Raw genomic sequence first — 12,371 nt, 5'->3', positions numbered from 1 at the left:
CGCCGCGCCAGCGCGCCGCCAGTTTGCGCGCGGCGCTTTTGCGTCCCGCGTTTGCGCCGAGACGCGCGCCTTGCTCGCACTCCACACTGCCATGACCTCATCGATTCCCAACGTCCTCACGATCGCCGGCTCCGATTCAGGCGGCGGCGCAGGTATCCAGGCCGACCTGAAGGCATTCTCCGCACTCGGCGCCTACGGGGCGAGCGTCATCACCGCGCTCACCGCGCAGAACACGCGCGGCGTAACCGCGATCCACGCGCCGGATCCCGCGTTCGTCACTGCGCAGCTAGACGCGGTGTTCGACGATATCCGCATCGATGCCGTGAAAATCGGCATGCTGGCGAACGCGCAGATCGTGCGCGCGGTCGCCGACGCGCTACGGCGTCACAAGCCACCACGCGTCGTGCTCGACACGGTGATGATTTCGAAGAGCAACCATGCGCTACTCGCGCCGGAGGCGGTCGCCGCGCTGCGCGAGGAATTGCTGCCGCTCGCGGGCGTTGTCACACCGAATCTGCCGGAAGCCGCGGCGCTGCTCGGTGTCGAACCGGCCACCGACGAAGCGGCGATGGTCGAGCAAGGCGAGGCGCTGCGCGCACTCGGCGCGCGGGCCGTGTTGATGAAGGGCGGGCACCTCGGCGGCACCGACAGCCCGGACTGGCTCGTCGAGGAAGGCGGCACGCTGCGCCTCGGCGCTGTGCGCGTGCCGGTCACGAATACGCACGGAACGGGCTGCACGCTGTCGTCCTCGATCGCGGCGCTGTGGCCTCAGCGCGCGGGTCTCGCCGATGCCGTCAGCGACGCCAAGCAGTACCTCACCGGCGCGCTCGAAGCGAGCGGGCGCCTCGACGTCGGCCACGGCGTCGGGCCGGTCCATCACTTCTATCGCTGGTGGTGAGGAGCCGCGCGCGGCGCTATTCTCGCGCGAAAGCCAACGCCCGCGCGGGCCAGTCGTCGGGGACGATGAAGCCCCGCGAGCACTCGACGTAACCGTTCGCACGATCGCCAAGAAAGGCAGCGACCATCGCCGGCTCGCCGGGGCGCGGCAGATGGGTCAGCAAGGTTTCGGGATCGACCGGCGCGACAATCGACATCCGGTCGGCGAAGCTGTTCGAACGCTGCGCGCGCTCTACACTCGCGTCCGGCGCTGTATTGTCCGCTGTGAATGCGCCGCTGGTCGCGCTCGCGCGAACCGCATCCGGCCCGTCAAACCGACCTGCGGTGTGCGATGACGTCTCGACGTGCGTGACGTAGTCTTCGGCGCTACCGCTTGCCACCTCCCTTAAGAGCGTGCCTGCCGGGATACGGCGGGTCCCGAGCCACGCCAGTCGCGGCAATACGCTCCAACCATCCGCAACTTGCTTAGCAGCGAATTCGGACCACTCGGACCGGGTCACCCACCAGCCGCGCGCATGCCCCGGTCCAAGCGCGGGCGGATCGCTTGCGAGCGTCTGCACGTGTTCCCCCGCCCGATAGAACAACCAGCCCTTCACGAACATCTGCGCGAGCCACGGCCCCGGAAGCCCGAGCGAAACGAACTCTTCGCGCTCGGTAAGCCGGAGCTGATGATCGAGCAGACGAGTGAACTTGCGGTCGAAGCGATCGCGCAGATTGGGCCCGACGAAATCGGCCAGCGTCGTGCCGGAATCCCCCGTGTGCAGATAGCACTTCACAGCAAGCTCCCAGTGCAGCCGCTGGCCGTCGGGCGTCTCGGCAAGAAAATCGCACTCACCGAGCGTGCGGCCCGCGCGCCGCAACGGCACGTTCGCCGCGATGAGCCGCGGCGCCGGCCCGTGTTCGAGAAACCAGCCGAGCAAGATCTCGGCGTATCGGCCAAGACGGGTCGGCCGGCTCTCCTCCAGGACCGCCCAGAGCGGCGTCGGGTCGGCGTCGAGCCGCGCGAGCCATTGCGCGGCAAGCTGAGCCTTAATGCGATCGGCCCACAGCTCGGCAAGCGGCGCCCGCGGCGGTTGCGCACGCAGCAGATCCGCGCTGAAAAGCAGCCACGCGAGATCGCGCACTGCGGGATCGGTCAGCCCATCGAGGCACCCGGCAACATCAACGCCGGACGCATCCACGGGCCCGGCGGCATTCATTTTTCGCCGCCGTCGTCGCTTCGTCCGGCGCGCAAGGTATCGCGCGCGAGGCACAGATCAGCCCACGCCTTGGATTTGTCATGCAGGCTGCGCAGCAGATATGCCGGGTGATAGGTGACGATCACCGGCACGCCCTCGTACTCGTGCACGCGGGAGCGCAACGACGCGATACTGCCCTCGCTCCTGAGCAGGCTCTGCGCCGCGAAGCGGCCCAGCGCGACGATGATCTTCGGCTTGACGAGCGCAACCTGACGCTGCAGGTAGGGCTCGCAGCGCGCGACTTCATCGGGTTCCGGATTCCGGTTACCGGGCGGGCGGCACTTGATAACGTTGGCGATATAGACGTTCTCGCCGCGCGCGAGCGACAGCGCACGCAGCATGTTGTCGAGCAGCTTGCCCGCCTGGCCGACGAAAGGTTCGCCCTGGCGGTCTTCGTTTTCGCCAGGCGCCTCTCCGATCAGCATCCAGTCGGCTTCGCGGTCGCCCACGCCGAACACCGTGTTCGTGCGCTTTTCGCACAGACGGCAGCGCGTGCAGGATGTCACGCATTGGGAAAGCGCGTCCCAGTCCAGCGTTGCAACATCGTTGCGGGGCTCGGCAGGCTGTGACGCGGGTTCATCACCGACGGGTCGGGACGGCGCAGGCGTGTCGTCAAACCAGGCGAAATCGTCTTCGGTCGGCGGCAGTTCGTCCGACGTGATCGGGACGTTAGCAGCAGACGTTTCGGCCGAACGCATGTCCGGCGCAGCACGTTCGGCAGCGACGGTATCGGCGGCGCGAGCGGGCCGCGCCGGAAGATCGCCGGTTCGCGCTGTTGGCCGGTCTGCGCCCGCATTTTCGGCTTGAACGGCAGGCATGTCGGCCCCACGAACCACCATCGAAGCGATCTCGGGCTCCCCGGCGCACGCCGAAACCGGTGTGGACTGCACGTCCCCACCCGGCACTTCGTCCACCATCGTCCCCACGCGCGCCGCCTGCGCCCCCTTGCTCACCCAGCGCGGCGCGAGGCCGAGTTCTTCCAGCGCGAAGTCATCGAGCGCCATCTGCGCCCTCCTCAGCAAAAGAAAAACGCATCACGATTGCGTCCTCGCGGCTGTGATGCCGGGCGGGATAGTAGTTTTTGCGCCGGCCGATCGTGATAAAGCCGAACTGCTCATACAACCGGATCGCCCGGTGATTCGACGGCCGCACTTCCAGCAGCATCCCTTCCAGCCCATTCGCAAGCGCAATGCGCACCGACTCGCGCAACAGCGTGAGCCCGGCGCCCGCACCCTGCGCCTCGGGCGCGACGCACAGATTCAGCAGATGCATTTCATCGACCACCGGCATCAGCACGCAATAGCCAATCAGCGCGCCGGTCACGTGGCGCATACAGATGCCGTAGTAGCCGTTGCGCAGCGAGTCTTCGAAGTTGCCGCGCGACCATGGGAACTCGTAGGCGGACCGCTCGATGGCGGCAACCTCGTCGAGGTCGCTCTCGGTCATCTGCGACATATAGCGGTCGGCCATCAACACGCCGCTCATCGCCGGTCCTCGTCGACAGAGGTGGGCGGCACGTTCGCAACAGCCGCCTTGGCGGCGAGCCGCTCAGCCGTAGTCTGCGCGACCTTGTTGCGCATGTATTCGGGCGCGGCTTCGTCGGCGCGCAGTGTGCGGCCTGCGCGGAACGCCCGCAGCGCTACGTGTGCCAGCGGCAATGCGTGCGGCAGCGCCTCGGTATCGACCGTACGGGCCGTAGCGGCCGCCCCGAGCCGCGTGCCGAACGCCGCCGCGGCGTTGCCCGCCAGCGTGAACGGTACGTCGGGCGCGATGATTCGCTCCGGTGCATCTAGCGACGCCGGACGCAACGTACGCCAGTCGCTCGCCGCCGCATCCCATTCGTAGTCGGCCCAGTAGGCCTCGTCCATGCGCGCGTCGAGCGCCGCCAGCACGCGCGTCGCAGACGGATCGCGCAAACGGGCACTCTCCGCACACACGAGCAATGTGCCCACCGGCACCACTGGAATGTCGAGCCCGAACGCGAGCCCCTGAGCAACGCCCGTCGCGGTGCGCAGTCCGGTGAACGAACCCGGACCGGCGCCAAAGGCAATGGCATCGCAGTCCGCCAGCGACAGCCCCGCTTCATCGAGCAGTTCGCCGATGGCGGGCAACAGGCGCGTGCTTGAGACGGCGCCGGTGGCTTCATGGCGCACCCACACAGCCACCTCGGCGTAGGGTTCGGTAACGGAAACGCCGCCGGCAGAGGCGGTGGCGCGAAGCAGCGCGACCGAGCAGAATTCGGTCGACGTATCGAGGGCAAGCAGCACGGTGTCAGTCATGACCGCTATTGTAATGCGGCGCCCCCTCGCGGTCCCGTGCCGGGCATGGTCCGTGCGTTCGCGCGCTCTTCGTCCGTTGCCTGGCACCAGACCGGCCGCTCTGGAGGAATCGTTCCAGCATAACCGCGGGGCGTGCTGCTACTATCGCCGCGGTTCCGATTAAACGAGTGGAGAAACATCGATGAGCGATATCAACGCCCTGTTCGAGAAAGCGCACGAAGAAGTGCAGCAACTGCCCGAGCGTCCGGGCAATCTGACGCTGCTGCGCCTCTATGCGCTCTACAAGCAGGCCACGAAAGGCGACGTCCAGGGCGACAAGCCCGGTTTCACCGACATTGTCGGCAAGTACAAGTACGAAGCGTGGTCCGCGCTGCAAGGCACTTCGCAGGACGCGGCAAAGCAGCAGTACGTCGAGCTGGTCGAATCGCTCAAGAGCGGCACCGCAAGCTGATTGCCCTTGCGTCCGGCGGCGAGCCCCCTACGCGGCAAGCTTCCGGACGCCAGACGGCACCGCGACGGCTGCCGCGACCTCGTCGTGACTTCGTGTCGCTTACCGCGCACGAGCAACGTCTCTGACCCCAAACTGACCGCGTACGCTTGCCACCGCCCACGGCGCGAGGCAATCCCTTGCCGGTGCATCACTCTGGCGCAGCGCAACAAAACCGGATATAATTTGCGCTGCGCCGCGTTCCGGCCACCCAGTTCAGACTGGGCGGGCCAGCCTGGCGCCTCGTAGCGTTAAGCTCCAATCCAGTTTAGAACCTGTCCCCTCCTGCCTTGGCCTCTTCCACGTAGAGGCTGTCTTGTCTCAGGCTGGCGGCAAACCAGTTCCGGTGCGCCGCATCCGAAACAGCTTCTAACGAAAACCTGCCACGTGGCGGGTTGCCCCCGTTTTTCGATTTGTTTGCAAAATCCGACGACTTGGGTATGCCGATTGGCGCCGACGTTCTATTTCCTGTTTCACCAAGGATTTTCATGACTTCGAGCATTACCCAAAGCCCCCTCGACGCAATCGCCAACGTTGCCCTCGGTCTCGATGCCGCCGCTGACGCGCCCGCGCCTGCCGCCGCCGAAACGCCCGAAGGCCCGACGTTTGCGTCGCTCGGCCTGTCGCCGGAGATCGTCTCGGCGCTGGACGCAGCGGGCTACAAGTCGCCGACGCCCGTGCAGCAACGCGCGATTCCGGCGGCCATCGCCGGCCGCGACCTGATGGTCTCGAGCCCGACCGGTTCGGGCAAGACCGCAGCGTTCATGCTGCCTGCGATCGAGCGTTTCGCGCAGATCCAGAAAGCCCAGGCCGCACAGCCGCGCGAGCCGCGTCCGCAAGGCGCCCAGGGTGGCCAGGGCGATCGTCGCCAGCGCCGTCCGCAACCCGTCGCGCGCCCGGGCCTCCTCGTCCTCACGCCGACGCGTGAACTCGCCATGCAGGTGACCACCGCCGCGACGACGTACGGCAAGCATCTGCGCCGCCTGCGCACGGTCAGCATCCTCGGCGGCGTGGCCTACAGCCAGCAGCTGATGCTGCTCGCGAAGAACCCCGAGATCCTCGTCGCGACGCCGGGCCGTCTGCTCGACCACCTCGAGCGCGGCCGCATCGACCTGTCGGAACTCAAGATGCTCGTCCTCGACGAAGCCGATCGCATGCTCGACATGGGCTTCATCGACGACATCGAATCGATCGTCGCCGCCACGCCCGAATCGCGCCAGACGATGCTGTTCTCCGCCACGCTCGACGGCAAGATCGGCTCGCTCACGGGCCGTCTGCTGAAGGACCCGGAGCGTATCGAAATCACGCACAAGATCGAGTCGAAGTCGAACATCGCGCAGACCGTGCATTACGTCGACGACCGCGATCACAAGGATCGCCTGCTCGATCACCTGCTGCGCAACGAGAGCCTCGACCAGGCCATCGTGTTCACGGCGACCAAGATGGACGCCGACCAGCTGGCCGGCAAGCTCGCCGACGCGGGCTTCGAAACCGCCGCGCTGCACGGCGATCTGCCGCAGGGCGCGCGTAATCGCACGATCCGTGCACTGCGCGAGCGTCGCGTGCGCGTGCTGGTCGCAACCGACGTCGCGGCACGCGGCATCGACATCCCTGGCATCACGCACGTCTTCAACTACGACCTGCCGAAGTTCGCGGAAGACTACGTTCACCGTATCGGCCGCACGGGTCGCGCAGGCCGCTCGGGCACCGCAGTCAGCCTTGTGCATCACGCCGAGCAAGGCGCGCTCAAGCGCATCGAGCGCTTCGTGCGCTCGACGCTGCCGGTCAACATCGTCGAAGGCTTCGAGCCGCGCAAGGCGCCGCCCGCGAATCGCGGCTTCGGCGGCGGCCGTGGCCGTCCTGGCGGCAACGGCGGCGGCGGTCGTCGCTTTGGCAGCGGCAGCGGCAAGCCGGGTGGCTACAGCAACGGCAACCGCAGCGGTAACGGCAATGGCGGTAACGGCGGCAGCTGGCAAGGCAAGTCCGAAGGCTCGTCGCGTGGCGGCTACGCCGGTCAGTCGCGTGATGGCGGCTATGGCCAGCGTGATGGCGGCTACGGTCAGCGCGACGGCGGTAATGGCTCGCGCCCCGCTTACGGCGCTCCGCGCGGTGAAGGCGGCAACAACCGCGGCTACGGCCAACCGCGCGGCGAAGGCTTCGGCCGCTCGCGCGAGGGCTTCAGCACCCGCCGCAACGACGGCCCGCGCGGCGCGCGTCGCGATAGCTGATCGCAACCACTCCCGGGAGCACGGCAGCGCTTTTTGCGCCCTGCTCCCGTAGCGACTCCTGAAAGACCGGTGCTTAGTCACCGGTCTTTTTTTGTCTCCACCGTCGTTTCACGATACGAAAAAAATTTTTGCTTGGTAAAAAATCGTGCTGCGTGGCACAAAGCGCGCTATTGCAACATGGGAAATTGTATTTCTCATCGCGAAACGCAGCATGTAACCAATTGATTTTAATCAACTAAAAATAATCAACAAACCTCACCAGCGGCCTGTCGCGCCCAGATCGATTTCCCTAGACTCTTATATAAGACTTCACGAAACGAAACGCGCGAAATCCACCCGAAGCGTCTCTCATCGTCGAGTCAGCTACGCAGACTGGTCTTACTTATCGGGCAAACGAAGGAGCACACCATGTCGAACCGTCAGGAACAAGCGCAGCAACTGCAGCGGCAATGGGAAACGGATCCGCGATGGAAGGGTGTCAAGCGCAACTACACCGCCGAAGACGTGGTGCGCCTGCGCGGCTCGATCCACCCCGAGCACACGCTCGCGAAGATTGGCGCCGAGAAGCTCTGGCAGGGCGTGAACACGGAGCCCTTCATCAACTCGCTCGGCGCGCTGACTGGCAACCAGGCCATGCAGCAGGTCAAGGCCGGCCTCAAGGCGATCTACCTGTCGGGCTGGCAGGTCGCGGGCGACGCCAACCTCGCCGGTGAAATGTATCCGGACCAGTCGCTCTACCCGGCCAACTCGGTGCCGCAAGTCGTCAAGCGCATCAACGCCACACTCACGCGCGCCGACCAGATCCAGTGGTCCGAAGGCAAGAACCCCGGCGATGAAGGCTACGTCGACTTCTTCCAGCCGATCGTCGCAGACGCTGAAGCCGGCTTCGGCGGCGTGCTGAATGCGTTCGAACTGATGAAGGCGATGATCGAAGCAGGCGCCGCGGGCGTGCACTTCGAAGACCAGCTCGCGTCGGTGAAGAAGTGCGGCCACATGGGCGGCAAGGTGCTCGTGCCGACGCGCGAGGCCGTCGCGAAGCTGACCGCCGCGCGTCTCGCCGCCGACGTCTGCGGCGTGCCGACCGTGCTGCTCGCCCGCACCGACGCGGAAGCCGCCGACCTCGTCACGTCCGACATCGACGACAACGACAAGCCATTCCTCACCGGCGAGCGCACCGTGGAAGGCTTTTTCCGCACGCGCAACGGCCTCGAGCAGTCGATCTCGCGCGGTCTCGCCTACGCGCCTTATGCCGACATGATCTGGTGCGAGACGGGCAAGCCGGATCTCGCGTTCGCGAAGCAGTTCGCGGAAGCGATCCACAAGCAGTTTCCGGACAAACTGCTCGCCTACAACTGCTCGCCGTCGTTCAACTGGAAGAAGAACCTCGACGACGCAACGATTGCGAAGTTCCAGCGCGAGCTCGGCGCGATGGGCTACAAGTTCCAGTTCATCACGCTCGCCGGCTTCCACTCGCTGAACTACTCGATGTTCAACCTCGCGCACGGCTATGCGCGCCAGAACATGAGCGCATTCGTCGAACTCCAGCAGGCGGAATTTGCCGCCGCCGAGAAGGGCTTCACCGCAGTCAAGCACCAGCGCGAAGTGGGCACGGGCTACTTCGACGCCGTGACGCAGACGGTCGAGCGCGAAGCCTCGACGACCGCCCTGCACGGTTCGACAGAAGACGAACAGTTCTTCGACAAGAAGGTAGCGTAAAGCTATTAGCAGCACCGGTGCCGTCAGGCGGCGCCGTGGCCAGCAAGCGTGACCCTGGCGGGGGCTCACTGGCCACAGGCGCAGCCCGGCGTGCATCACAGATGTCCGCGACAGGCAGGACAAAACGGGAGGACAGGGTAAGGCCGCGGCTTGGACGGACACAATCCGGCCAGCCTCACGATCCGGCAATCCGCCGGAGCCACGGCCCGAAACCTGGGCATTAAAAAGAAGCCCAACGGGGACGCAGCCACGGAAGGCGCATGGGTACGCACCAGCTTGCCCATGCGCCGACTGGGGTTCACCCCGCCAAGCCAGGCCACGTCAGGCCATCAGCGGTAAACGATCACCGGAATTTTCGTATGCGTCAGCACGCGCTGCGTCTCGCTGCCGATCAGCAGGCTGCCGAGTCCGCGTCGGCCATGCGAAGCCATGAAGATCACATCGCAGCCACCGGATTCGGCAGCTTCGATGATGCCGAGATACGGTGACGGATGGACGCTCGTTCGGCTCTCGCAGACCACGCCCGCGCTTCGCGCCGCCTCCTCGATTTCCTGCAGATGTGTACGCGCCTCTCGTTCAGTGCGCGTCTGGAAATCGCCGGGTGGTTCGATCGCGACATCCGAATAAGGTGAGTACGGATATTGCGGAAGACAGGCGTAGGCCGTGACGCGCGCCCCAACGGTGCGCGCGAGGTCGATCGCGCCGTCGATCGCTTTTTTCGACAGATCCGAGCCGTCGGTCGGAACGAGGATGTGCTTGAACATGGCGCCCTCCGTTGTCGGCAGCGGCCACTGACGGTGATACCAGCGATGCGGGCGAACGACGCCCGAACGCCATCAAAACGATTGTAGTGCGCCAAAAACCGGCGCAAGGCGCGCATCCGGGTCTCCACGCATATCGGAAACGCGCATACGTGCGCGCCAGACGAAAGCGTCAGTCCTGGCCCCAGTACCCCGGGCGACCGTATGTATGCTTAAGAACATCGAAAAAGAAGCACGCGCGCAACGGCAAGTGCTTGCGCTGCGGAAACACCGCATGAACGCCGATGGGCGGCGCAGCGAATGCGTCGAGCACGGCGACGAGCCGCGCCACCGCAGCCTGCGCGCCCGGCTCGGCCGCCTTCGGCGGGGCACCGCGCGAGATCGTGTCCGTCTCCTCGAACGACTGGACGTCGCGCGTGCCGGCTGGTTCGGCAACACGACCTTCTGGATCAACCGCCAGCGTCTGCCCGCCGAAGAACCCGACGTCGCGCCGCACGGCACCCTCGGCGGCAAGGTGAAACTCGCCGCCCTTCTCTACACCGCAGCGTCGCCTGAACGGACCCCGGCTCGCCCCCGCCCCAGTGCGTGACGAACCCGTCCCCGTCCGGCAACGCGTCTAACCCAGGCATTCCTAAACTGACCGACAAAGGAGCAATCATGTCAAACACGCTGCAACTGCCGCAGGGCATTCAGATCTCGGCCGAGATCAAGCCCGGCTTCGAAACGATCCTCACGTCCGAGGCGCTCGCCCTCGTCGCGAAGCTGCACCGCGCATTCGAGCCGCGTCGTCAGGAACTGCTCAAGGCGCGCGTCGAACGCACCCGGCGCCTCGACGCGGGCGAGCGCCCGGACTTCCTCGCAGAGACGAAGTCGATCCGCGAAGGCGACTGGAAGATCGCGGCTCTGCCGAAGGATCTCGAATGCCGCCGTGTCGAAATCACGGGTCCGGTCGAGCGCAAGATGATCATCAACGCGCTGAACTCGGGTGCCGATGCCTACATGACCGACTTCGAGGATTCGAACGCGCCGAACTGGGACAACCAGATCACCGGCCAGATCAACCTCAAGGACGCCATTCGCCGCACGATCTCGCTGGAACAGAACGGCAAGTCGTACAAGCTCAACGACAAGGTCGCGACGCTGATCGTGCGTCCGCGCGGCTGGCATCTCGACGAGAAGCACGTCACGGTGGACGGCCAGCGCGTCTCGGGCGGCATCTTCGATTTCGCGCTCTATCTGACGCACAACGCGAAGGAGTTGATCGCGCGCGGCAGCGGCCCGTACTTCTATCTGCCGAAGATGGAAAGTCACCTCGAAGCGCGCCTGTGGAATGACATCTTCGTGGCCGCCCAGGAGGCCGTGGGCATTCCGCGCGGCATTATCCGCGCGACCGTGCTCGTCGAAACGATCCTCGCCGCATTCGAGATGGACGAGATCCTCTACGAACTGCGCGAGCACAGCTCAGGCCTGAACGCGGGCCGCTGGGACTACATCTTCTCGGCGATCAAGAAGTTCAAGAACGACAAGGACTTCTGCCTCGCGGACCGCTCGCAGATCACGATGAACGTGCCGTTCATGCGCGCCTACGCGCTGGAACTACTCAAGACCTGCCACCGCCGCAACGCACCGGCGATCGGCGGCATGAGCGCGCTCATCCCGATCAAGAACGACGCTGCGGCGAACGACAAGGCGATGGGCGGCGTGCGCTCGGACAAGGCCCGCGACGCGACCGACGGCTACGACGGCGGCTGGGTCGCCCACCCGGGCCTCGTGCCGATCGCGATGGAAGAGTTTGTGAAGGTCCTCGGCGACAAGCCGAACCAGATCGGCAAGCAGCGCCCGGACGTCAGCGTCGCGGGCAAGGATCTGCTCGACTTCCGTCCAGAGGCACCAATCACCGAAGCTGGACTGCGCAACAACATCAACGTTGGGATCCACTACCTCGGTTCGTGGCTCGCGGGCAATGGCTGCGTGCCGATCCACAACCTCATGGAAGACGCCGCGACCGCCGAAATCTCACGCTCGCAGGTGTGGCAGTGGATCCGTTCACCGAAGGGGAAGCTCGAAGACGGCCGCAAGGTCACGGCAGAATTCGTGCGCGAATTGATCCCGCAAGAACTGGACAAGGTGAAGGCCGTGGTGGGAGGCGACACGAAGCCCTACGTGCGCGCTTCGCAGATCTTCGAACAGATGTCGACGTCCGAGAACTTCGTCGAGTTCCTGACGCTGCCGCTTTACGAAGAGATCTAACGACCGGCTGACCGCATTACGCGTAACGTCAAAAAAAAGCCCGGCGGATTTCGATCCGCCGGGCTTTTATTCATCTGGCGTCCGTGGACGCGAGGCGCCGGCCTCAGCGTGCCAGCCGATGCGCCACCCAGTCGCCGCAATGGATCTCCGGACGTCCATCTGCCCGCTCGCGCACGACCGGATAAAAGAGGCATGCCATCGGCCGCCCCTCGACCTCGACTTCGACCTCCTGTGACAGGAAGAGCCCCGGCACGCCCGGATACACCTCCTCGATTTCGTCGAGCACCGGCACGAGCGCGTCATCGATCTCGTAGACGTCGCCGAGTACGGGCGCCGCGTTCGCGTCGGCGACCATCCCCGGATACGGTCCGAAATCGAACAATCGCCCCGCCACCGCCGCCCGCCCGAGCAGGCGGGGCCGCGTGATCGCGTTACGCGCCGCCGCAACGTTGATGTCGTTGATCTCGCCTGCGCGCAGCGTCCCGTAGACGAACACGTACCGCATCGTTACGTCC

The 12,371-nt window shown here is 65.5% G+C and carries 11 protein-coding genes and 1 pseudogene; 5 read left to right on the top strand and 7 right to left on the bottom strand.

Annotated features, from left to right (window positions below):
- The first annotated feature begins 91 nt into the window (after positions 1-91).
- A complete protein-coding gene (thiD, locus tag L0U80_RS06605) occupies positions 92-898 on the top strand; it encodes a bifunctional hydroxymethylpyrimidine kinase/phosphomethylpyrimidine kinase (RefSeq protein WP_233863166.1) in 807 nt (268 codons plus the stop codon).
- Positions 899-914: 16 nt separating this feature from the next.
- Here thiD and L0U80_RS06600 read toward each other — a convergent pair whose 3' ends face one another.
- The 4 genes from L0U80_RS06600 to tsaB are packed head-to-tail and all read right to left on the bottom strand — an operon-like array spanning position 915 to position 4,414.
- On the bottom strand, positions 915-2,096 hold the full coding sequence (locus L0U80_RS06600) for a DUF1853 family protein (protein ID WP_233863165.1): 1,182 nt from the start codon (positions 2,094-2,096) through the stop codon (positions 915-917).
- Entirely contained in the window at positions 2,093-3,139 is a 1,047-nt protein-coding gene (locus L0U80_RS06595; protein ID WP_233863164.1) for a uracil-DNA glycosylase, read from the bottom strand. Before L0U80_RS06595 ends, L0U80_RS06600 begins: the two co-directional genes overlap by 4 nt.
- Positions 3,126-3,620 carry a ribosomal protein S18-alanine N-acetyltransferase gene (gene rimI / locus L0U80_RS06590; RefSeq protein ID WP_233863163.1) on the bottom strand — a complete coding sequence of 165 codons (495 nt, stop codon included), beginning with the start codon at positions 3,618-3,620 and terminating at the stop codon, positions 3,126-3,128. The genes L0U80_RS06595 and rimI overlap by 14 nt, the downstream gene beginning before the upstream one ends.
- On the bottom strand, positions 3,617-4,414 hold the full coding sequence (tsaB, locus tag L0U80_RS06585) for a tRNA (adenosine(37)-N6)-threonylcarbamoyltransferase complex dimerization subunit type 1 TsaB (protein ID WP_233863162.1): 798 nt from the start codon (positions 4,412-4,414) through the stop codon (positions 3,617-3,619). The genes rimI and tsaB overlap by 4 nt, the downstream gene beginning before the upstream one ends.
- A gap of 181 nt (positions 4,415-4,595) precedes the next feature.
- Here tsaB and L0U80_RS06580 point away from each other — a divergent pair, with 181 nt between their 5' ends.
- The 3 genes from L0U80_RS06580 (at position 4,596) to aceA (ending at position 8,845) form a co-directional block, all read left to right on the top strand.
- Positions 4,596-4,865 carry an acyl-CoA-binding protein gene (locus L0U80_RS06580; RefSeq protein ID WP_233863161.1) on the top strand — a complete coding sequence of 90 codons (270 nt, stop codon included), beginning with the start codon at positions 4,596-4,598 and terminating at the stop codon, positions 4,863-4,865.
- 524 nt (positions 4,866-5,389) lie between these two features.
- A complete protein-coding gene (locus tag L0U80_RS06575) occupies positions 5,390-7,129 on the top strand; it encodes a DEAD/DEAH box helicase (RefSeq protein ID WP_233863160.1) in 1,740 nt (579 codons plus the stop codon).
- Positions 7,130-7,537: 408 nt separating this feature from the next.
- Positions 7,538-8,845, top strand: a complete 1,308-nt coding sequence (gene aceA, locus L0U80_RS06570; protein WP_233863159.1) for an isocitrate lyase — start codon at positions 7,538-7,540, stop codon at positions 8,843-8,845.
- 329 nt (positions 8,846-9,174) lie between these two features.
- Here aceA and L0U80_RS06565 read toward each other — a convergent pair whose 3' ends face one another.
- On the bottom strand, positions 9,175-9,609 hold the full coding sequence (locus tag L0U80_RS06565; protein WP_233863158.1) for a universal stress protein: 435 nt from the start codon (positions 9,607-9,609) through the stop codon (positions 9,175-9,177).
- 169 nt (positions 9,610-9,778) lie between these two features.
- Positions 9,779-9,958, bottom strand: a pseudogene (locus tag L0U80_RS06560) (LysR family transcriptional regulator); the annotation flags it as partial.
- A 305-nt stretch (positions 9,959-10,263) separates the two neighbouring features.
- Here L0U80_RS06560 and aceB point away from each other — a divergent pair.
- The gene (gene aceB / locus L0U80_RS06550; protein ID WP_233863157.1) at positions 10,264-11,856 is read left to right on the top strand and encodes a malate synthase A; all 1,593 of its coding nucleotides are present in this window, start codon (positions 10,264-10,266) and stop codon (positions 11,854-11,856) included.
- A 103-nt stretch (positions 11,857-11,959) separates the two neighbouring features.
- On the opposite strand, the gene L0U80_RS06545 is transcribed toward aceB, so the two are convergent.
- Entirely contained in the window at positions 11,960-12,361 is a 402-nt protein-coding gene (locus L0U80_RS06545; protein WP_233863156.1) for a gamma-glutamylcyclotransferase family protein, read from the bottom strand.
- Positions 12,362-12,371: the final 10 nt, after the last annotated feature.

Origin of the sequence: Paraburkholderia adhaesiva (assembly GCF_021390575.1) — a bacterium.
Classification (GTDB): Bacteria; Pseudomonadota; Gammaproteobacteria; order Burkholderiales; family Burkholderiaceae; genus Paraburkholderia; species Paraburkholderia adhaesiva.
The sequence above is the reverse complement of the archived record's forward strand: the minus strand, read 5'-3'. Positions and strand labels throughout refer to the sequence as shown.

What these genes read in the sequence shown, in the direction of transcription:
- L0U80_RS06565 (WP_233863158.1), bottom strand. Translation starts at nt 9,609, where the DNA reads ATGTTCAAGCACATCCTCGTTCCGACCGACGGCTCGGATCTGTCGAAA.
- aceA (WP_233863159.1), top strand. Translation starts at nt 7,538, where the DNA reads ATGTCGAACCGTCAGGAACAAGCGCAGCAACTGCAGCGGCAATGGGAA.
- rimI (WP_233863163.1), bottom strand. Translation starts at nt 3,620, where the DNA reads ATGAGCGGCGTGTTGATGGCCGACCGCTATATGTCGCAGATGACCGAG.
- L0U80_RS06575 (WP_233863160.1), top strand. Translation starts at nt 5,390, where the DNA reads ATGACTTCGAGCATTACCCAAAGCCCCCTCGACGCAATCGCCAACGTT.
- L0U80_RS06595 (WP_233863164.1), bottom strand. Translation starts at nt 3,139, where the DNA reads ATGGCGCTCGATGACTTCGCGCTGGAAGAACTCGGCCTCGCGCCGCGC.
- L0U80_RS06600 (WP_233863165.1), bottom strand. Translation starts at nt 2,096, where the DNA reads ATGAATGCCGCCGGGCCCGTGGATGCGTCCGGCGTTGATGTTGCCGGG.
- L0U80_RS06545 (WP_233863156.1), bottom strand. Translation starts at nt 12,361, where the DNA reads ATGCGGTACGTGTTCGTCTACGGGACGCTGCGCGCAGGCGAGATCAAC.
- L0U80_RS06580 (WP_233863161.1), top strand. Translation starts at nt 4,596, where the DNA reads ATGAGCGATATCAACGCCCTGTTCGAGAAAGCGCACGAAGAAGTGCAG.
- thiD (WP_233863166.1), top strand. Translation starts at nt 92, where the DNA reads ATGACCTCATCGATTCCCAACGTCCTCACGATCGCCGGCTCCGATTCA.
- tsaB (WP_233863162.1), bottom strand. Translation starts at nt 4,414, where the DNA reads ATGACTGACACCGTGCTGCTTGCCCTCGATACGTCGACCGAATTCTGC.
- aceB (WP_233863157.1), top strand. Translation starts at nt 10,264, where the DNA reads ATGTCAAACACGCTGCAACTGCCGCAGGGCATTCAGATCTCGGCCGAG.